15 protein-coding genes are annotated in these 20,317 nt (G+C 63.5%); 7 read left to right on the top strand and 8 right to left on the bottom strand.

The genetic code is table 11. The features are described from left to right. Positions 1-62: 62 nt before the first annotated feature. Entirely contained in the window at positions 63-1,133 is a 1,071-nt protein-coding gene (locus IFT57_RS26260) for an AI-2E family transporter (protein WP_122714079.1), read from the bottom strand. A gap of 40 nt (positions 1,134-1,173) precedes the next feature. Continuing rightward, positions 1,174-1,413, bottom strand: coding sequence for a sulfurtransferase TusA family protein (locus tag IFT57_RS26265; RefSeq protein WP_122714080.1), 240 nt, complete (start codon positions 1,411-1,413; stop codon positions 1,174-1,176). 145 nt (positions 1,414-1,558) lie between these two features. Between IFT57_RS26265 and IFT57_RS26270 the strand changes: the two genes are divergently transcribed. The 3 genes from IFT57_RS26270 to IFT57_RS26280 all read left to right on the top strand — a co-directional run bounded on the left by IFT57_RS26270 (position 1,559) and on the right by IFT57_RS26280 (position 7,105). After that, complete coding sequence (locus IFT57_RS26270) at positions 1,559-2,992, top strand: M48 family metalloprotease (RefSeq protein ID WP_122795156.1); 1,434 nt, start codon at positions 1,559-1,561, stop codon at positions 2,990-2,992. 150 nt (positions 2,993-3,142) lie between these two features. Next, a complete protein-coding gene (locus IFT57_RS26275) occupies positions 3,143-6,241 on the top strand; it encodes a transglycosylase domain-containing protein (protein WP_192153168.1) in 3,099 nt (1,032 codons plus the stop codon). A gap of 84 nt (positions 6,242-6,325) precedes the next feature. Next, the gene (locus tag IFT57_RS26280) at positions 6,326-7,105 is read left to right on the top strand and encodes a siderophore-interacting protein (RefSeq protein ID WP_122801029.1); all 780 of its coding nucleotides are present in this window, start codon (positions 6,326-6,328) and stop codon (positions 7,103-7,105) included. 30 nt (positions 7,106-7,135) lie between these two features. On the opposite strand, the gene IFT57_RS26285 is transcribed toward IFT57_RS26280, so the two are convergent. Both IFT57_RS26285 and IFT57_RS26290 read right to left on the bottom strand, forming a co-directional pair. Then, entirely contained in the window at positions 7,136-7,777 is a 642-nt protein-coding gene (locus IFT57_RS26285; protein WP_199869160.1) for a Pr6Pr family membrane protein, read from the bottom strand. After that, a complete protein-coding gene (locus IFT57_RS26290) occupies positions 7,774-7,998 on the bottom strand; it encodes a VF530 family protein (protein WP_122476696.1) in 225 nt (74 codons plus the stop codon). Before IFT57_RS26290 ends, IFT57_RS26285 begins: the two co-directional genes overlap by 4 nt. 307 nt (positions 7,999-8,305) lie before the next feature. On the opposite strand from IFT57_RS26290, the gene IFT57_RS26295 reads away from it, so the two are divergent. Beyond that, positions 8,306-9,667 carry a carbohydrate porin gene (locus IFT57_RS26295; RefSeq protein WP_192153169.1) on the top strand — a complete coding sequence of 454 codons (1,362 nt, stop codon included), beginning with the start codon at positions 8,306-8,308 and terminating at the stop codon, positions 9,665-9,667. Between the two features lie 90 nt (positions 9,668-9,757). Then, positions 9,758-12,169, top strand: coding sequence for a glucose/quinate/shikimate family membrane-bound PQQ-dependent dehydrogenase (locus tag IFT57_RS26300; RefSeq protein WP_192153170.1), 2,412 nt, complete (start codon positions 9,758-9,760; stop codon positions 12,167-12,169). 73 nt (positions 12,170-12,242) lie between these two features. On the opposite strand, the gene IFT57_RS26305 is transcribed toward IFT57_RS26300, so the two are convergent. Genes IFT57_RS26305 through IFT57_RS26320 form a run of 4 tightly spaced genes read right to left on the bottom strand, consistent with a single transcriptional unit; the run spans position 12,243 to position 16,553 of the window. After that, on the bottom strand, positions 12,243-12,668 hold the full coding sequence (locus IFT57_RS26305) for a group I truncated hemoglobin (protein ID WP_192051073.1): 426 nt from the start codon (positions 12,666-12,668) through the stop codon (positions 12,243-12,245). Position 12,669: 1 nt separating this feature from the next. After that, a complete protein-coding gene (locus IFT57_RS26310) occupies positions 12,670-13,515 on the bottom strand; it encodes a DUF3034 family protein (protein WP_244657437.1) in 846 nt (281 codons plus the stop codon). A 19-nt stretch (positions 13,516-13,534) separates the two neighbouring features. Continuing rightward, positions 13,535-15,895 carry an EAL domain-containing protein gene (locus IFT57_RS26315; protein WP_192153171.1) on the bottom strand — a complete coding sequence of 787 codons (2,361 nt, stop codon included), beginning with the start codon at positions 15,893-15,895 and terminating at the stop codon, positions 13,535-13,537. Further along, the gene (locus tag IFT57_RS26320) at positions 15,879-16,553 is read right to left on the bottom strand and encodes a methylamine utilization protein (protein WP_192153172.1); all 675 of its coding nucleotides are present in this window, start codon (positions 16,551-16,553) and stop codon (positions 15,879-15,881) included. Before IFT57_RS26320 ends, IFT57_RS26315 begins: the two co-directional genes overlap by 17 nt. 162 nt (positions 16,554-16,715) lie before the next feature. Here IFT57_RS26320 and lon point away from each other — a divergent pair, with 162 nt between their 5' ends. Further along, positions 16,716-19,136: an endopeptidase La gene (gene lon / locus IFT57_RS26325; protein WP_122476705.1), complete on the top strand. Its 2,421-nt coding sequence runs from the start codon at positions 16,716-16,718 to the stop codon at positions 19,134-19,136. Positions 19,137-19,681: 545 nt separating this feature from the next. Further along, a complete protein-coding gene (locus IFT57_RS26330; RefSeq protein WP_192153173.1) occupies positions 19,682-20,074 on the top strand; it encodes a protease inhibitor I42 family protein in 393 nt (130 codons plus the stop codon). Positions 20,075-20,317 lie beyond the last annotated feature (243 nt).

Here is a 20,317-nt window from a genome sequence, read left to right on the forward strand (position 1 = left end):
GCCCGCTCCTACGACGATCGTGTGCAGGAGCGGTCAGCGGCCGCGAATGATGCGCCGCAGCCTCAGAGCATCGGCGCCACGGTGGGCTCCTGCCGCGGCCAGGCATCGAGCACGGCCTTGAACAGGGTCGCCAGGGGAATGGCGAAGAAGATGCCCCAGAACCCCCACAGCCCGCCGAACAGCAACACCGCGCAGATGATCGCCACCGGATGCAGGTTCACCGCCTCGGAGAACAGCAGCGGCACCAACACATTGCCGTCCAGCGTCTGGATGATGCCGTACACCACCATCAGGTAGATGAACTGGTCGCCCCACCCCCATTGGAACAGCGCGATCAGGGTCACCGGTACGGTCACCACCACGGCGCCCACATAGGGCACCACCACCGACAAGCCTACCAGCAGGGCCAACAGCGCCGCGTAGTTCAAGCCCAGCGCGACGAACGCGATGTAGGTCACCACACCGCAGATGAAGATCTCGATGACCTTGCCACGGATGTAATTGGCGATCTGCCGGTTCATCTCCTGTGCCACCCGGGTCAGCAGCGCCCGCTCGCGAGGCAGGTAACCGCTGACCCAGCGGCCGATCATCACTCGGTCCTTGAGAAAGAAGAACACCAGAATCGGCACCAGCACGAAATAGATCATGATGTTGACCAGCAGCGGCAGGCTGGACAGCGAAAAGGTCAGTGCCCACTGGCCGAACTTGCCGATCTCGCCGCGCGCCGCTTCGATGGCCTGCAGCACCTGTTCGTCGCTGACCAGGTGCGGATAGCGTTCGGGCAGCAGCAACAGCAGTGACTGCCACTTGCCCAGCATCCCGGGCAGCTCGTTGAACAGCGTGATCAACTGGTGCCAGAGCAGCGGCACGAGCACCAGCATGAACAGCGCCAGCGCACCCATGAACAGCGCGAACACCGCTCCCACGGCCACGCCCGAAGGCACCCGCAAGCGTTCCAGGAAATTGACCAGGCCCTGCATGAGAAACGCCAGCACCATCCCTGCCAGCACCGGCGCCAGCATGCCACCCAATGTCAGCACGGCGGTGAACGCCAGCACCAGCAACACCGCCAGGACGACGGCCTCTTCGTCGGAGAAGTAGCGCTGGATCCAGTTGCGTAACACTTTGAACATTGAAATTCCCTTGAATGGCCCAGCTACCGAAGGTGGTGGCTCAGGCCTTGCGCAACCAATACGAGTAGACCCCGTCCAGCGCCTGTTCATGTAACAGCGCGTGACCTGCCAACGTGGCGAACGAACGGAAGTCGCGCTGCGAGCCGGCGTCCGTGGCGATCACCTTCAATACCGCGCCGGTGGCCATCCGATTCAGCTCCAGCTTGGCCTTGAGCAGTGGCAACGGGCAATTAAGACCGCTGGTGTCCAGCTCGACGTCACATTCGGGCGCATCGCTCATCAATATCTTCTCCAGGCCAAGGATGCCGTGATGCTGCCTCGATCCCGGCAGCCAGCGGCGCGACAGGATAACCCAAGGCCGGCGCCTCTGGTGGTCATCGGATGGGGCGGCTACAGTAGGGCCTTTCATCTGCCGAGCTCAGTGCATGCCCTTTCTGCGCCCTACCCTGCTGACACTTGCCTGCCTGCTGGCACTGCCGGGCCACGCCAGCGATCTGCCGTCCCTTGGCGACGCCAGTTCCGCGATCGTCTCGCCCCAGCAGGAGCATCAGTTGGGTCGCGCCTGGCTGAGCCTGCTGCGCGGTCAGGTCAAACAGCTAAATGACCCGCAGCTGAAGAATTTCGTCGAAACCAGCGTGTATCGACTTTCCGAAACCAGCCAGCTGAACGACCGGCGCCTTGAGTTCATCCTGATCGACAGCAAAGAGCTCAATGCCTTCGCCGCGCCAGGAGGCATCGTCGGGGTCAACGGCGGGTTGTTCTTCAATGCCCAGACCGAGGGCGAGTACATCGGTGTGCTGGCCCACGAACTGGCGCACTTGTCGCAGCGCCACTTCGCTCGCGGGGTCGAGGCTCAGCAGCGCATGCAGCTGCCGATGATGGCGGCGCTGCTGGCGGGCATCGTGATCGCCGCCTCCGGTGCCGGTGACGCCGGCATTGCGGCAATCGCCGGCAGCCAGGCGGCCGCGATCCAGGAACAGCGACGCTTCTCCCGGCAGAATGAGGAGGAGGCCGACCGCATCGGCATCATCAACATGGAAAAGGCCGGCTATGACCCGCGCAATATGCCGACCATGTTCGAACGGCTGATGCGCCAGTACCGATTCGATGCACGGCCGCCGGAATTCCTCCTGACTCACCCGGTCAGCGAATCGCGTATCGCCGACACGCGCAACCGCGCCGAACAAGCGGCCAAAGGGGGCAAGGAAGACAGCCTGTGGTACCAACTGATGCGCGCGCGCGTTCAGCTGTACTACGAGGAAACCCCAGGGCTGGCAGCCAAGCGCTTCCGCGCGCAGCTGGATGAGAACCCCAATGCGCTGCCCGCGCGCTATGGCTTGGCACTGGCTCAGGTCAAGGCTGGCCAACTCAACGAAGCACGGGAGAACCTCAAGCAGCTGCTGGCCAAGCAGCCGGACGACATCACTTTCAACCTGGCGCAGGTCGATCTGGACATCACCAACAACCGAATCCCCGATGCGCAGCAGCGCATCGATCGGCTGGTGACGCAGTACCCCGGCAACTACCCGATCAACCAGAAGCGGGTCGATGTGCTGCTCAAGCAGAACCGCATGGCGGATGCAGAGAAAGCGCTGGAAAACCTGCTCAAGAGCCGCTCGGATGACCCGGACGTCTGGTACCTGGTGGCCGAAACGCGCGGACAGAACGGCAACATCATCGGGCTGCATCAGGCGCGCGCCGAGTTTTTCGCCCTGGTCGGCGAGTTCGACCAGGCCATCCAGCAATTGGACCTGGCCAAGCGCCGGGCTGCGGACAACTTCCAGCTCGCCTCGCGAATCGATGCACGGCAACGCGAGTTGATCGAGCAGGATCGGTTGGTCAAGGAAATGCTGCGCTGAAGCCCAGGCGGGCCGAATCGGGCCCGCACGGTCGATCGCAATGAACCGACGTATCCGACACATTGATTTTCACATTTTTTTCACGCAACTGCTCTAGCGTCTAGACTTGCTCCAGGTGCGATGAATTTTCCGTGACCGGTGTGAATATCTATGGGCGTTTTGTGGCAAACCGAACCTGACAAGACTGCAACCCCGGCTGGCAGTCCTGACCCGTCTCCATTGCCAGATAGCCCACGTCAACGTCACTTGTGGCGGCGTCTGTTCTGGCTGTTGGTACTGATCACTGCTGCGGCGCTGGCGTATGCGATGTATGCGGAGACGCGCACATCGCGACTGCAGGCGCGCGAGTTCAGCCGCTGGGCAACATCGCTGACCTATGACGTGCAGCCCGGGCCGAGCGAGGCCATTGTCTATCCCGGCGAAGGTCCGTTTGACAAACGCCTGGGCTACAGCGCCCTGGGCGATTTCATTCCACGCCTGCTCAAGCGCAATTACGTGGTCGAACGACAGACCCATTTCTCGCCAGCGTTGATGCGCTACGCCGGTCATGACCTGTTCGTGCCCTATCAGGAAAAACCCCAGGCCGGGCTGGTGATCACCGATTGCCGGGGCGACCCGTTGTACCTGTATCGCTACCCGCAGCAGCTTTACACCGAGTTCGCCCAGATTCCGCCAGTCATGGTCAACAGCCTGCTGTTCGTCGAGAACCGCGGCCTGCTCGACAGCCCCGAACCCCTGCTCAACCCGGCCGTGGATTGGCCGCGCTTTGCCAAGGCCGCGTGGTCGCAGGTGGCCAAGATGTTCGCCCTCCCCGGCCAGTCGGCCGGTGGCAGCACCCTGGCCACGCAACTGGAGAAGTATCGGCATTCGCCCGACGGCCTGACCGGTTCGGGGTCGGAGAAGATTCGCCAGATGATCTCGGCCAGCGTGCGTGCCTATCAGGACGGCCCGCAGACCCTGGAGGCGCGCCAGCGCATCGTGCGCGACTACCTCAACAGCGTGCCGCTGTCGGCCGTGCCTGGCCATGGTGAAGTGCACGGCATGGCCGAAGGCTTGCGGGTCTGGTACGGCGCCGATTTCGAGCAGGTCAACCGCGCCCTCGCCAGCACCACCACCGACCCCGCCAGCGAAGCCGCGCGTGGGCTCGCCCTGCGCCAGGTTCTGTCGCTGATGATCGCCCAGCGCCGCCCTTCGTACTTCCTCAACAAGGGCCATGACGACCTCGTCGAGCTGACCGATAGCCATATTCGCCTGCTGGCCGCCAACGGTATCGTCGACCCGACCCTGGCCACCGCAGCCCTGGCCAGCCAGGTCATGTACCGCGACTGGGTGCAGGAGCCGACCTGGCAGCCCAACGAGTCGAACAAGGGCATCAGCGTGGCGCGCAACCGCCTCTCGTCCATGCTCGACCGGCCACTGTACGACCTGGACCGGCTGGACCTTTCGGCCACCACCACGCTGCATGCCGATCTGCAGAAACAGGCCAGCGATTACCTGCGCCACCTCGCCGACCCGGCCTTCGCCCAGCAGATCGGCCTGATCGGCGAGCGCCTGCTGACCTCGGCGAGCACCCGCGAAGTCAGCTACAGCTTCACCCTGTTCGAACGTACGGCCGATGGCTCGCGTGTACGAGTGCAGACCGATAACACCGACCAGCCGTTCGACATCAACGAAGGCAGCAAGCTTGAGCTGGGATCGACGGCCAAGATGCGCGTGCTCACCACCTACCTCGAGATCATTCATGAACTGCATGAGCGCTATGCCGGGCAGACACCCGCGCAACTTCGCCAGGTGAAGATCGAAGAAGCCGATCGGCTGTCGCGCTGGGTGCTCGACTACATGATCCAGAACCCCGGCGTGGACGCGCGGGCACTGCTCGGCGCCGCCCTGGAGCGCAAGTACTCGGCAAGCCCTGCCGAAAGTTTCTTCACCGGCGGCGGGATCCACACCTTCGGCAACTTTCGCCGCGAGGACAACGGCCGCATTCCCACCCTCAAGGAAGCGTTGCAGGAATCCATCAACCTGCCCTTCATCCGCCTGATGCGCGACCTGGTGCGTTACAGCACCTACTCCGCCCCGAGCAACAGCGGGCAGTTGCTCAAGGACGACGACGATCCGCGTCGCCAGGAATACCTGGCACGCTTCGCCGACCGCGAAGGCACGGAGTTCCTTCAGCGCTTCTGGAAGAAGTACCAGCGCAAGACCACCGAGCAGCGCCTGGAAACCTTTCTCGACGGTATGCGCCCTACCCCGCAGCGGCTGGCGGCCGTGCATCGCTACCTGTACCCCAATGCGCCCCAAGCGCAATTCGATCGTTTCGTGCGCGAGCACAGCAAGAGCGACAACGTCACCGACAAGCGCCTGAACGAGATGTACATCGGCTATGGCCCGGGCCGCTACAACCTGCCGGATCAGGGCTACATCGCGCGCGTCCACCCGCTGGACCTGTGGCTGCTGGGCTACCTGCTCAATCACCCGGACGCCAAGTTCGGCGAGGCGGGCGCGGCCAGTCGGTTCGAACGGCAGGAGGTTTACAGCTGGTTGTTCAACAGTCGCCACAAGCGCGCCCGCGACAACCGTATCCGCACCATGCTGGAGATCGAAGCGTTTACCGATATCCATCAGCGCTGGCAGCGCGTGGGTTATCCGTTCGATCACCTGGTGCCGTCGCTGGCAACCGCCATCGGCAGCTCGGGTGACCGCCCTGCAGCATTGGCCGAGCTGATCGGCATCATTCAGAACGACGGCATCAAGCTGCCTACCGTGCGCATCGACACCCTGCATTTTGCTGCCGACACGCCCTACGACACGCGGCTGATCAGCGATCCGGACCGGGGCAAGCGGGTCCTGCCCGCCGAGGTTGCGGCGGCCATGCGCGAGGCGTTGTCGCAGGTGGTGGACGCCGGCACCGCGCGGAGGGTATCGGGCAGCTTCAAGACCGATGATGGCACGGCGCTGGTGATGGGCGGCAAGACCGGCACCGGTGACAACCGTATTTCCAGCTTCGGCGCCGGTGGCCGGGTCATCAGTTCGAAGGCCATCAACCGTACCGCCACATTCGTGTTTTTCATAGGCGAGAATCACTTCGGTACCTTGACCGCGTTCGTGCCGGGCAAGGCGGCGGAGGGCTTTCGCTTCACATCGGCGCTTCCGGTGCAGGTGCTCAAGGGCATGGCTCCGATTCTCACACCCTACCTGCAGCCGGGTGCGCATACCCAGTGCAATGCGCCCTTGCAGGCGGCGCGTTGAACGGGACTGCGATTTCATCGACTCGCGTGTGGCCGCGTAATAAGCTATATCGATAGCCCCCTATCGGCCCAGGAGCCCCTCGCAATGAAGGCAGACAATCCGTTCGGTATTCAGCGCGTCATGCACGAGATCAAACGTCGCCGCCTGCAGGTGCTGCGTGTTGCACAGCTCACTCCGCGCATGCGCCGCATCACCCTCGGCGGCCCCGAGCTGGCCGGTTTCGTCAGCGAAGGCTGCGATGACCACATCAAGCTGATGTTCGCCACCACCCCGGAGCAACAAGCGGCGCTCGACACCATGGTGCTGGGGGCGCCGACGCCCGACGGTGCCAAGCCCGACATGCGCGACTACACGCCTCGCCGCTTCGACCTCGCGGCCGGCGAGCTGGACATCGACTTCGTTCTGCACGGCGACGGCCCTGCCGCGACCTGGGCCGCCCAGGCCGAGCCAGGTCAATTCCTGCATATCGGCGGCCCACGCAGCTCGATGCATGTACCGGATGTGTTCGATGCCTACCTGCTGATCGGTGACGAAACCGCCATTCCGGCCATGGCCAGGCGCCTGGAAGAGTTGCCGGGCAACCGCCGCGCGCTTTTGGTCATCGAAGTGGAGAACGCTCAGGAACAGCAGTCGTTCGACAGCGCGGCGGCCTTCGACGTGATTTGGGTCGACCGGCACCAGGGCGACCTGCTGCAGGCCGTCAAGGATATACGCCTGCCCGACGGCGTGGTCTATGGCTGGATCGCGACCGAGGCCGGGCTGTCACGCAAGTTGCGGCGCGTGCTGCTGGACGACCACAAGCTGAGCGAGGAGCAGATCAAGGCCGCCGGATACTGGCGTCATGAGGGCGACGACAGCGAGTGAGGCAGCCCGCCGGGGTACTTGCGGGAGCGCCTAGCGCGCACCTGCGCGTCCCCAGCAGCGGTCTATCACCAGCACGAGTGCGGAGCAGCCAATGAAGGCCACCAGCACCCCCAGTGCGTTCAGCCACACCTGGCCCATACCCAGTTTCGAGACGTCCAGAAACGGATAGGGATACACACCGATGCTGTGCCCGCGCAGCAACAGGTAGGCGAAGTAGACCACAGGGTAGACCGCCCAGGCCGCCATGTGCCACAGGCGCAGCGTGCCTTTAGGCACGCAGCACGCCCAATACACCACGAACGCCACGGGCAGCACATCGTGGAGCAACTCGTTGGCCAGCCATTGCCAGCCCTGAGGGTGCCACAGGTTGCGCAGCAACAAGCTATAGGCGACGCCCACCACCACGATGCTGACCAGCACCCCGCCGCTCACAGCCGGCCGCAGGCATAGCCGACGCCACAGCGAGTCGCGCTTCGACACATGGGCAGTCAACACACCAGCCACTGCCGTATTGGTGAGGATGGTGAAAAAGCTGAAGAAATGCACCAGCCCACCCAGCAGGCTCGCTTCGATCTGCCAGCGCGACCACAGCACAAGGTACAGCTGCAATGCCAAGGCAAACCAGGTGCCGGCCGCCGCCAGCGCAATCAACCGGCGTTCGGCGGGGATCAACGCTTGCCGCGCTGCAATTGCACATAGAGCCGCTCGACTTTCTCCCGCGCCCAAGGCGTCTTGCGCAGGAAGGTCAGGCTCGACTTGATGCTCGGGTCGCTCTTGAAGCAGCGGATGTCGATCCGTTGCGCCAGTCCTTCCCATTGGTAATGCGCCACGAGCGCAATGAGGATCTGCTCCAGCGTTACGCCGTGCAGGGGGTTGTGTGTAGGCTCATGCATGCCAGGCTCCAGAAACGGCGGGGCAGAAGGTGCGCACCTTAACCAACGCGCACGGTCGCGCAAAGCTTTTATTGGGCGAGCGCCGTGAGGCGCAAAGGCTGTCGAAGCGGGCGCTGCGCGTGCCCGTCCCCTGCGGCAGGTCGCCGCACTGTTGCAGTTTCGGCAACTGACCCTCTTTCAAACCCGGCTTTAAAAGCGGGGCCTCGAGCTATATCCTTCCGCCGCAACAAACTGAAACGTTTCACTTTTGAAAAATAACGAAGCGCTTCTCGAACAGCTTCGGACCCACCAGAAGAACCCTCTGCCAATGCCTCTTACTGCCCCCTCACGCCCCATGGCGTTTTTGCCGTTCACCGCGTTACTTGCGCTGGGTACCCTGGGCACCAGCCAAAGCGCTGTTGCCCTGCCCGCCTTCGATTCGCAGTCTCCGTTCATGTTCGGCGACTGGAACGGCACCCGCGGAGATCTTTCCGCCAAAGGCTACGATTTCAAGCTCGACTACACCGGCGAAGTCGGCAGCAACCTGCACGGCGGTTACAACCACGACCATGCCACGCGCTACAGCGACCAGTTTGCGTTGGGCGTGCACATGGACCTGGAGAAGATCCTCGGTTGGCACGACGCCGAGTTCCAGCTCACCCTGACCGACCGCAACGGCGACAACATCAGCAACGACCGGATCAACGATCCGCGTGTCGGCGGTTTCACATCGGCGCAGGAAGTCTGGGGGCGCGGCAACATTACGCGGATCACCCAGCTGTGGTACCAGCAGAAGTTCTTCGACCAGCGCCTGGACATCAAGGCCGGTCGCTTCGGTGAAGGCGAAGAATTCAACAGCTTCCCGTGCGACTTCCAGAACCTGGCGTTCTGTGGCTCGCAGGTGGGCAACTGGGTCGGCAGCGTCTGGTACAACTGGCCGGTGAGCCAGTGGGCGTTGCGCATCAAGTACAACATCACACCGCAGTTGTACGCCCAGGTCGGCATCTTCGAGCAAAACCCTTCGAACCTGGAAAACGACAACGGCTTCAAACTCAGCGGTAGCGGTACCGAAGGCGCCATGCTGCCGGTCGAGCTGATCTGGAAGCCGACCCTCGCCGGGCTGCCGGGCGAGTACCGCGCTGGCTACTACTACAGCACGGCGGACGCCGACGACGTCTACAAGGACCGCAGCGGCCAGCCTGCCGCCCTCACCGGCCAGGACTACCGCAGCGCATCCAGCCGCCACGGTTTCTGGCTGGGCGCTCAGCAGCAGTTGACCAGCGTCGCCAGCGACAACTCGCGAGGCCTGAGCGTGTTCGCCAACGCCACCCTGCATGACAAGAAAACCAACGCCATCGACAACTACGTCCAGGCCGGCGTCGTCTACAAGGGTCTGTTCGATGCGCGCGCGCGCGATGACATCGGTTTCGCCGTGGCCAGGGTCCACGTCAACCCGGCGTATCGCAAGAACGCCGAGTGGCACAACCGTACCCTCACGCTCAGCGATTACAACGATGCCGCGTACCTGCCGATCCAGGACACCGAATACAGCGCCGAGCTCTACTACGGGGTTCACATGGCCAACTGGCTGGTGCTGCGGCCGAACCTGCAATACATCCGCCACCCGGGCGGCGTCAGCCACATCGACGACGCATTGATTGGCGGCTTGAAGATTCAAGCATCGTTCTGAAACTAAACGGCGCTGAAATACCCTTACACACACGAGCTCAGAAAAACTTGAACTCTGCTGAACCATTTGACATGACGGAGAAAACTCACTATGAGCACTGACGGTGCTTTGCGTCGGTCGCGCCTGCTGCCCAAACTTCTGGGTATCGTGATGCTGCTGATGGGTCTGGCCTTGCTGGCCGGCGGTATCAAACTGGCCACCCTAGGTGGCTCGCTGTACTACCTGATCGCCGGTATCGGCGTAGGCTTCACCGGCGTACTGCTGCTGCAGGGTCGTCGCTCGGCCATCGGCCTGTATGCAGCGGTATTGTTCGCCAGCACCGTCTGGTCGCTGTACGAAGTGGGTCTGGACTGGTGGCAACTGGTGCCACGCCTGGCCTTGTGGTTTGCCCTGGGCGTGGTCCTGCTGCTGCCCTGGTTCCGCAAGCCACTGCTGCGCCAGCCTGCGCCCAAGGCCACGGCTGCGCTGAGCATCGCCGTGGTTCTGGCGGGTCTCTGCGCACTGGCTAGCCAGTTCACCAACCCTGGTGAAATCAAAGGCGAGCTGGACCGCGAAACCGCCAACATGCCGAACACCGCGCCGGCGATGCCCGACGGTGACTGGAATTCGTACGGTCGCAGTGCCCATGGCGATCGCTACTCGCCACTGGCGCAGATCACCCCGGAAAACGTCAGCAAGCTGACCCCGGCCTGGACCTACCGCACCGGCGACATCCCTGGCCCGAACGATCCGGGCGAGACCACTGCGGAGAACACCCCGCTCAAGGTCAACGGCATGCTCTACGTGTGCACGCCGCACAGCCAGGTCATCGCTCTGGACCCGGACACCGGCAAGGAAATCTGGCGTTTCGACCCGAAGATCAGCACGCAGAACGCGCCGAACTTCAAGGGTTGGGCGCACATGACCTGCCGTGGCGTGTCGTATCACGATGACACAGCCTACGCTGCTGCCAGCCCGGTCACCGACGCCAGCGCACCTGCGGCTGCGCCGACTGCCTGCCCGAAGCGCATCTTCGTGCCGACTGCCGACACCCGTCTGATTGCCCTGAATGCCGACACTGGCAAGATGTGCGAAGACTTCGGCGACAAGGGCCAGATCGACCTGCGCGCCAACATCGGCGAGTTCGCTGCGGGGGGTTACTACTCCACTTCGCCACCGGCCGTGACCAAGAACCTGGTGGTGATCGGCGGCCACGTGACCGATAACGTTTCGGTGGACGAGCCTTCGGGCGTGATCCGCGCCTATGACGTGCACGACGGTCACCTGGTATGGAACTGGGACAGCGGCAACCCCGACGACACCACGCCGATCGCCGCGGGCCAGACCTATACCCGCAATTCGCCGAACATGTGGTCCATGTTCAGCGTCGACGAAAAGAACGGCATGCTGTACCTGCCCATGGGCAACCAGATGCCCGACCAGTGGGGCGGCAACCGCACTCCCGAGTCGGAGAAGTACAGCGCTGGCCTGACCGCGCTGGACATCGACACCGGCCATGTGAAGTGGACCTACCAGTTCACCCATCACGACCTGTGGGACATGGACGTAGGCGGCCAGCCTACCCTGATGGACCTCAAGACCGCCGATGGCGTTAAGCCGGCCGTGCTGGCCTCGACCAAGCAGGGCAGCATCTACGTGCTGAACCGCTTGACCGGCGAGCCGATCGTGCCGATCCACGAAGTGCCGGTGCCCCAGGGCGCGGTGGAAGGCGACCACACCTCGCCCACTCAACCAAAATCCGACCTCAACTTCATGCCACCGGTCATGCAAGAGCGCGACATGTGGGGTGTGACGCCATTCGACCAGATGCTGTGCCGGATCGACTTCAAGTCGCTGCGCTATGAAGGTCCGTTCACGCCACCTTCGCTGCAGGGCACCTTGGTGTACCCAGGCAACTTCGGCGTGTTCGACTGGGGCGGCCTGTCGGTCGACCCGGTGCGTCAGGTGGCGTTCGTCAACCCAAGCTACATGGCTTTCCGCTCCAAGCTGGTGCCTGCTGCAGAAGTGGCCGGCGGCCCTGGTCGCAAGAGCGAAACCGAAGGTGTGCAGCCCAACAAGGGCGCGCCGTACGGGGTGATCCTGGAGGCGCTGCTGTCGCCGATGGGCCTGCCTTGCCAGGCGCCAGCCTGGGGCTACGTGGCTGCGGTCGACTTGACCACCCACCAGACCATCTGGAAACACAAGAACGGGACCGTGCGCGACAGCTCGCCTGTGCCAATCCCCTTGACCATGGGCGTGCCAAGCCTGGGTGGTGCTTTCACCACAGCCAGCGGCGTGTCGTTCCTCAGCGGTACGCTTGACCAGTACCTGCGTGCCTACGATATCCGTAACGGCAAGCAGCTGTGGGAAGGTCGCCTGCCTGCAGGCGCACAGACCACGCCGATGACCTACACCGGCAAGGACGGCCGTCAGTACGTGCTGGTGGTCGCTGGCGGGCATGGCTCGCTGGGCACCAAGCAAGGTGACTACGTGATGGCGTTTGCACTGCCTGAAAACAAGTGATGTCGATGTAATGAAAAACGGCTCCCTCGGGAGCCGTTTTTTTTGAGTGTGTCAGTGACTACCATTCACCCCCCTACTTCTCGATCACCTCTCCGCGCTGCGCCGCCAACCGGGCCAACAGCCGATTCTGCGCCGGCACCGGAACACCCTGGGCTTCCATGGCCTTGATCAGATCCTCCACCAGCGCGTTGAACTCGCTGCGGCTGATCTGCTGGCCCTTGTGCGCTTCCACCATGTCATCCCCGGTGTACTTGCACGGCCCGCCCGCCTCGACACAGAACTTGTCGATCAACTGCACACGCAGCAACTCGATGTTGACGTTGCGAAAGTGCGCCACGATCCGCTCATCCCGGGCTACGTTCAACAACATCCCCTCCACGATCCGGCTGATCCCTGGTTTGCCACCCAGCGCCTGGTACAGGCTGTCGTCCTTGGCCGGCTGCTGGTGACCCGTGCAGGCACCCAGCAGCAGGGCCATGCCCAGCACACACATACGCATGTCAAAAACTCCCTTGCACGGACAGGTAGGTGCCGTTCTGATTGTCCAGCGTGGCGATCTCGCCCAGCCTCGCGTAAGCCAGCACGATCGCCAGATGCTTGTTGGGGAAATACCCCAGGAACACATCCGCCCAGTCGCTTTCGCCGGCGAACGACAGGTTGTCCGGCTTCTCGCGGTACTCCACGCCCAACGCCCAGCGCGGGTTGAACAGCACGGCCAGCGAGCCCTCCTTGAGCAGGCTGCGGCTGTCGCGGCGATCACCGCCGAAGCCCAACAGGCCCAGTTCGTTGGCGCGGCTGTAGCGCACTCCGCCATTGACCAGCAGGTTGTAGCCAAACGCTGCGCCCATGAACAGGCGACTGGCCGTCAGGTAACCCTCGACATCTTCGTCACGCTTGGCACCGACCAGGTTGGGAATGAGGAAATCCTTCTGCCGCTTGTACGCCAGGCCCAGCGCCACCTGTGGCAGGTGGTCGTAGATCAGGTCACCGAACAGACGCACCTTCACCCCGAAAACATCCTGGCTGAGGCTGTCTTCGGGCAGCCCCAGCTTGTGCACCAGCGACCCCAGGTCGAAGCGTTGTCGGGCGTAGGAGAATTCGATGCGATTGTCGTAGCTGGCGGCCATGCCTGCCACGTCGAGCCGGTAGTCCGGCAGGTCCACGCGGGTGGCAAATGCCGTCGCGCCCCATTCGCCCTGCTCGCCATAGCCGGAAAGCACCGCCCAGGGCGTGATCCCCCCACCGGCGGCGCCGTCGATACTGCTGGCACCGCCGGTGGCCAACAGACGGCCCTCGTTGGCCTGGAGCGACGGTTGCCAGCACAAAGCCAGCGAGCACAACAACATGGCTTTTCGCATCATGACATCAATGAACCACGGCAATTGAAATGGACGAGGATTGCTGCATCCAGGCTTCGAACGCGACAGCGGTCAGCGGCCGGCTGATCAGATAGCCCTGGGCGGTGTCGCAGTTCCAACGTTCGAGCAAGCGCAGGCTGTGTTCGTATTCGACGCCCTCGGCCACCACTTTGAGGCCCAGGTTGTGGCTCATTTCGATGGTGGACCGCACGATCACCGCATCCTCGCTGGTCTCGTCGAGGTTGCGCACGAACGACTGGTCGATCTTGAGCTCCTGCACCGGCAGACGCTTGAGGTGGGCCAGCGACGAATAACCGGTGCCGAAGTCGTCGACAGACAAGCTGATACCGCAGTCGCGCAAGCTGTTGAGCACCTTCAATGCCTTCTCGGGCTCGCGCATGATCGCGCTTTCGGTGATCTCGAAAATCAACTGCTCGGCCGGCACCTGGTGCAGACCCAGGAGGCGCACGACCCGCTCAGGCAGGTCCGAACCCAGCAGGTCGTCCGCCGAGATGTTCAGCGACAACTGCACGACCAGGCCGCGCGTGCTCCATTCGCTCAACTGTCGAATGCCTTCCTCGATGACCCACCGGGTCAGCGTCTGGATACTGCCGGTGCGCTCGGCCAGCTCGATGAATTCACCAGGCGAGACATTGCCCAACTGTGGATGCTGCCAACGCAGCAAGGCTTCGGCCTGGCGTACCTGCTTGTCTCGCAGGTCCAGCTTGGGCTGGTAGTGCAGGGACAACTCGTTGTTCGCGGCGGCCCGACGCAGGTCGCGGATCAGCCGCACCTGACGCTGATGCGCGAGGTCACGACCGTGCTGATACACCTGCAGGCGACCCGGCATGTCGGCGGCGTCTTTCATCGCGATTGCCGAGCGCGCCAGCAGCTCCTCGGCACTCAGGCCGTCGGAGGGAAAGGCCGCGATGCCGATACGGCAGTCGATGGCAACGTCGTGGCCACCGAAACGGTGGGGTTGCAGCAGCACCTGTTGCAGTTTGTCGGCTACTGCCACGGCGCTGTCGCTGTCGAGGTTTTCCAGCAGCAGGAGGAATTCGTCGGTGATCAGGTGCGCCACCGTGTCGCCGGGTCGCACCAGTTCCAGCAGGGTCTGCGCGACTTGCTGGAGCAGTTTGTCGACGAAGGTCGGTCCGCCGCTTTCACTGAGTTCACGCAAATTGTCGATCCCGATGTACAGCAGGCCGATCGGGCGGTCGGCGGCAATGGCGCTGCCCAGTCGCTCCATCGCCAGCGTGCGGTTGGGCAAGCCGGTCAGGGCATCGTGCAAGGCATTGTGGGCCAGTTGCAGCTCGCGCTCGGCAATCCCGGCCTGCATGCGACTGATGGCCTGGGCCAGCACGCCCAGTTCGTCGGTGCGGTCCAGCGGTACGTCGGTCTGGTAGTCGCCATGGCCAATGCGCCCGGCGGCCCGCGCCAGGCTCTGCACCGGCAGCGAGACACTGCGCGCCAGCAGCAAGGCACCCACCAGGGAGGCCAGCAATGCAGCGAAGGCAATGCCGAAGATATTGCGATCCAGGGCGACGAACGCGCGCATCGCCTCGTCCAGCGGGCTCTGCAGCAGCGCCATGACCTTTCCGCCCTCCGGGCCACTGCTGCTGGCCAGCAACAAGGGCTGGCTGAGGTAGGTACGATCGTTGTGTTCGGAAAGGGAAATGTGTTGCGCCGCCGATTCATTGACCTGCATCCATTGACTGATGCTGGCGGACAATTCGGTCGGCTGGGTGCTCACCAGCGTGCCGACCTTGCCGGCCTCGGTGGTCAGGAAGGACACCTGCAAGTTGGTCAGCGAGTGCAATTCCTGGGCAAGGGTCACATCCATGCTGAAACCCATCACCACCCGCGCGATCGGCAGCGGTGCCAGCACCGGCGCTTCCACCAGCAAATGCGGTAACCCCTGCAACGGCACGAACAGCATCGACTGGCTGGTTCGACGCGCTTCGCGCAGCGCCGTGTCGTAGGGAAACACGCTGCCGGTGGGGACCTGATCCACGGTGCTGGCCAGTACCCGACCGTCCATGCCCAACACGAACATGTCGGTGGCGCCGATGCGCGCGCCCTGATTCTGCAGCGCCGAACGGATGGTCGGCGAGTCGCCGCTGGACACCGCATCGCGGAAACCGAAGTCGGCAGCCAGCAACTGCACGCCGTCGCGCAGGCGCCGACCGCGCACATCCAGCAGACGCTCGAACACTCGCGTGCCCACTTGCAGCTGCTCGCGGGCCTGGGCGCGCACGGCATCGTTGGTGGCCACTTTCACGGCCACGGTCAACGCCCCCACTACCACTGACAGCAGCAGAATGAGTACGCAGGCGATGCGCGCCTGGAAACTATTGCGCAGCTTCACCGGCAGCCTTTTTGAATGCATCGCTGAAAGCGCCGGTCGCCGGCTCCTGCGCAGCATCGTCCGCCGTCGCCTCGACCTTCAGCGTGTAGTTCTGCGTCATGGCCGTAGCCGTCATGTCGATCTCGCCTCCTGGCTGTACTTGCGCATCCACGCTGCGCGGATGCCACAGGCTCACTTGGTAGCGGCCCGCGGGTAATTGATCGAAACGCACGCGCCCTTGCTCGTCGCTGACGGCGAACCAGGGGTCATCGGTGACATAGATATAGCCAAGCATCCAGTCGTGAATATTGCAACCCAGGACCACGACGCCGGCCTTGTCGAACAGCTCCGGCTGGCTCGGCGTGCCTTCATAAAGCCGCAGCTCGAAGCGCTTGGCGGGCGAAAAGGAATACACCTGATGGCGGATATTGTCGCTGTTGGGGAATGAAACCGAGGTACCGGTGGCCACTGCCAGCACGTGCGGCAGGTACTTCTGCGCGCGCTGGTCCATGATCGCCGTGGCCTGCCTGGATCCGGCGGCCGCCGGCCCCCCGGACAGGCTGAGCACCGCGTCGGCCAGCGGCTTGCCGTCGGCCTGGGTGATACGTGCCTCGAAGGAGGCCGCGCTGACCCACGTGCTGAGGACGAAACTGCCGAGCAAGGCGCCAAACCTGATCATGAAATTTACCTGACGGATGGAAGTGTGGCCTGCCGCGGCCCGCTTGGGCCACAAGCCCGGTTACAACCTTATCGGCAGCCGGCTGCAAAGCTTCAGTGCAACCATTGAAACCAGTCGCACCCCGCCCCATCTAAGCAGCATAGTCATTGACGCAGGTGCCCCATGAGCGACCAGCAGGAATCCAACGAGAATCCGTCCGAAGATCTGGACAACGAGCACATCGAGCACTCGACCCACTCCAGCACCGAGCTGGCCCTGCCTGGGCAGAACCTGCCGGACAAGGTCTACGTCATCCCGATCCACAACCGCCCGTTCTTCCCCGCGCAGGTGCTGCCGGTCATCGTCAACGAAGAGCCTTGGGCAGAAACCCTGGACCTGGTCTCCAACACCGAGCACCACTCGCTGGCGCTGTTCTTCATGGACACCCCGCCCGACGATCACCGTCATTTCGATACCTCCAGCCTGCCGCTGTACGGCACTTTGGTGAAAATCCACCACGCCAGCCGCGAAAACGGCAAGCTGCAGTTCGTCGCGCAGGGGCTGTCGCGCGTGCGAATCCGCACCTGGCTCAAGCACCATCGCCCGCCGTATCTGGTGGAAGTCGAATACCCGCAGCAGCCCATCGAGCCCACCGACGAGGTCAAGGCCTACGGCATGGCGCTGATCAATGCCATCAAGGAGCTGCTGCCGCTCAACCCGCTGTACAGCGAAGAGCTGAAGAATTATCTCAATCGCTTCAGCCCCAACGACCCGTCGCCGCTGACCGACTTCGCCGCCGCGCTCACCTCGGCCACGGGCAACGAGCTGCAGGGCGTACTCGACTGCGTGCCGATGCTGCGGCGCATGGAAAAAGTCCTGCCGATGCTGCGCAAGGAAGTCGAAGTCGCGCGGCTGCAGAAAGAAATCTCCGCCGAAGTGAACAAGAAGATCGGCGAGCACCAGCGCGAGTTCTTCCTCAAGGAACAACTCAAGGTCATCCAGCAGGAGCTGGGCCTGACCAAGGACGATCGCAGCGCCGACGTCGAGCAGTTCCAGCAGCGTCTGCAGGACAAGACCTTGCCGCCCGCCGCGCAGAAGCGCATCGACGAGGAAATGCAGAAGCTGTCGATCCTGGAAACCGGCTCGCCGGAATACGCCGTCACGCGCAACTATCTGGATTGGGCCACTGCCCTGCCATGGGGTGTGTACGGCAAGGACAAGCTCGATCTGAAGCATGCGCGCAAGGTGCTCGACCAGCACCATGCCGGCCTCGACGACATCAAGACGCGCATCATCGAATTTCTCGCCGTGGGCGCCTACAAAGGTGAGATCAGCGGCTCCATCGTGCTGCTGGTGGGCCCGCCGGGCGTGGGCAAGACCAGCGTCGGCAAGTCCATCGCCGAATCGCTGGGTCGTCCTTTCTATCGCTTCAGCGTCGGCGGCATGCGTGACGAAGCCGAGATCAAGGGCCATCGCCGCACCTACATCGGCGCCCAGCCGGGCAAGCTGGTGCAGGCGCTCAAGGACGTCGAGGTGATGAACCCGGTGATCATGCTCGACGAGATCGACAAGATGGGCCAAAGCTTCCAGGGCGACCCGGCGTCGGCGCTGCTGGAGACGTTGGACCCGGAACAGAACGTCGACTTCCTCGACCACTACCTGGATCTGCGCCTGGACCTGTCCAAGGTGCTGTTCGTATGTACTGCCAACACCCTGGACTCCATCCCCGGCCCGCTGCTCGACCGTATGGAAGTGATCCGCCTGTCCGGCTACATCACCGAAGAGAAAATGGCCATTGCCAAGCGCCATCTGTGGCCCAAGCAACTGGCCAAGGCCGGTGTCGACAAGAACCGCCTGACCATCAGCGACAGTGCGCTGCGCACGGTGATCGAAGGCTATGCCCGCGAGGCCGGTGTGCGCCAGCTGGAAAAACAGCTGGGCAAACTGGTGCGCAAAGCAGTGGTGCAGTTGATCGACAAGCCCGACGTGCCGATCAAGCTGGTACCCAAGGACCTTGAAGCCTCCCTGGGCATGCCGGTGTTCCGCAGCGAGCAGGTGCTGTCGGGCAAGGGCGTGATCACCGGCCTGGCCTGGACCAGCATGGGTGGCGCCACCTTGCCGATCGAGGCGACACGTATCCATACCCTGAACCGGGGCTTCAAGCTGACCGGGCAATTGGGCGAGGTGATGAAGGAGTCGGCAGAAATTGCCTACAGCTACGTCAGCTCCAACCTTGCGCAGTTCGGCGCGGACTCCAAATTCTTCGACGAGGCCTTCGTGCACTTGCACGTACCTGAAGGCGCCACGCCCAAGGACGGCCCGAGCGCGGGTGTGACCATGGCCAGCGCGCTGCTGTCCCTGGCCCGCGACCAGGCGCCGAAGAAAGGCGTGGCCATGACCGGCGAGCTGACCTTGACCGGGCACGTGCTGCCGATCGGTGGCGTGCGCGAAAAAGTCATCGCCGCACGGCGGCAGAAGATCATGGAGTTGATTTTGCCCGAGCCAAACCGGGGCAATTTCGAAGAGCTGCCGGACTACCTCAAGCAGGGCATCACCGTGCACTTCGCCAAACGTTTTGCCGACGTCGCCAAGATCCTCTTCTGACCCATCCACCCCCTGTAGCAGCGGCGCAAGCCGCGTCAGGGGGCATCGCGTCTGCTCAGACACACCTCATCTACCGCCGACGCGGCTCGCGCCGCTGCTACAACGGCCTCATCCGCCACACCCTTGCGCCTTGACGCGGCTCGCGCCGCTGCTACGACGGCCCCATCCGCCACACCCCTTGCGCCCTGACGCGGCTCGCGCCGCTGCTACGACGGCCCCATCCGCCACACCCCTTGCGCACTGACGCGGCTCGCGCCGCTGCTACAACGGCCTCATCCGCCACACCCTTGCGCCCTGACGCGGCTCGCGCCGCTGCTACAACGGCCTCATCCTCCACACCTCTCGCGTCCTAACGCGGCGCGCGCGGTGGCTACAACACCTCCAAACAACACAATCCCCTGTAGCAGCGGCGCGAGCCGCGTCCGGCCCCACCACCGCCCTACCAGACTCACCACAATCTCCCCAAACGCGGCTCAGGTGCCTCACCCCTGCACATTCGACGAACTGGGTTATGCTTTCCAGATCCTCGTCCGTTCGGAGCCACCATGTCCGTCGTCCGCCTGATACTGCCCGCCAGCCTTGCCGCGCTCACGGCCTGCGCCCAGCAACCGCTTCACAGCGTCGTGCTGGAAAGTCAGAGCCAGTGCCCGGTTTTCCTCAGCGTCGACCAGACCATCACCCTGCAATTGCCCACCAACCCCAGCACCGGCTACCGCTGGTTGGTTCAGAATCCGGGCGCGAGCGTTTTGCGCGGCCTTGGGCCAGAGGTCTACAGCCATCCCGAAGAGGCCGGTGTGGTCGGAGCCGCCGGGCAATCCACCTGGCGCTTTCAGGCGCGCACCCCTGGCAAAGGTCACCTGATGCTAGTGCTACAGCAACCCTGGGCCCCGGAAATCCCCCCAGCCCAAACCTTCAGCTGCGACATCACCGTAAAATAATCCGTAGGAGCGGTCATCGGCCGCGAACCAGGCACCGCGGTTCACCTGNACCGCTCCTACAGGAATCGTCATCCCCCCCGTAGGAGCGGTCATCGGCCGCGAAACAGGCACCGCGGTTCAGCTGACACACCGCGGGGCCCTTCGCGGCCACAGACCGCTCCTACAGGAATCGTCATCCCCCCGTAGGAGCGGTCATCGGCCGCGAAACAGGCGCCGCGGTTCAACTGACACACCGCACATCCC

This window comes from Pseudomonas sp. CFBP 13719 (assembly GCF_014842095.1).
Lineage (GTDB): Bacteria > Pseudomonadota > Gammaproteobacteria > Pseudomonadales > Pseudomonadaceae > Aquipseudomonas.

What these genes read in the sequence shown, in the direction of transcription:
- IFT57_RS26260 (WP_122714079.1), bottom strand. Translation starts at nt 1,133, where the DNA reads ATGTTCAAAGTGTTACGCAACTGGATCCAGCGCTACTTCTCCGACGAA.
- IFT57_RS26265 (WP_122714080.1), bottom strand. Translation starts at nt 1,413, where the DNA reads ATGAGCGATGCGCCCGAATGTGACGTCGAGCTGGACACCAGCGGTCTT.
- IFT57_RS26270 (WP_122795156.1), top strand. Translation starts at nt 1,559, where the DNA reads ATGCCCTTTCTGCGCCCTACCCTGCTGACACTTGCCTGCCTGCTGGCA.
- IFT57_RS26275 (WP_192153168.1), top strand. Translation starts at nt 3,143, where the DNA reads ATGGGCGTTTTGTGGCAAACCGAACCTGACAAGACTGCAACCCCGGCT.
- IFT57_RS26280 (WP_122801029.1), top strand. Translation starts at nt 6,326, where the DNA reads ATGAAGGCAGACAATCCGTTCGGTATTCAGCGCGTCATGCACGAGATC.
- IFT57_RS26290 (WP_122476696.1), bottom strand. Translation starts at nt 7,998, where the DNA reads ATGCATGAGCCTACACACAACCCCCTGCACGGCGTAACGCTGGAGCAG.
- IFT57_RS26295 (WP_192153169.1), top strand. Translation starts at nt 8,306, where the DNA reads ATGCCTCTTACTGCCCCCTCACGCCCCATGGCGTTTTTGCCGTTCACC.
- IFT57_RS26300 (WP_192153170.1), top strand. Translation starts at nt 9,758, where the DNA reads ATGAGCACTGACGGTGCTTTGCGTCGGTCGCGCCTGCTGCCCAAACTT.
- IFT57_RS26305 (WP_192051073.1), bottom strand. Translation starts at nt 12,668, where the DNA reads ATGCGTATGTGTGTGCTGGGCATGGCCCTGCTGCTGGGTGCCTGCACG.
- IFT57_RS26310 (WP_244657437.1), bottom strand. Translation starts at nt 13,515, where the DNA reads ATGTTGTTGTGCTCGCTGGCTTTGTGCTGGCAACCGTCGCTCCAGGCC.
- IFT57_RS26320 (WP_192153172.1), bottom strand. Translation starts at nt 16,553, where the DNA reads ATGATCAGGTTTGGCGCCTTGCTCGGCAGTTTCGTCCTCAGCACGTGG.
- lon (WP_122476705.1), top strand. Translation starts at nt 16,716, where the DNA reads ATGAGCGACCAGCAGGAATCCAACGAGAATCCGTCCGAAGATCTGGAC.
- IFT57_RS26330 (WP_192153173.1), top strand. Translation starts at nt 19,682, where the DNA reads ATGTCCGTCGTCCGCCTGATACTGCCCGCCAGCCTTGCCGCGCTCACG.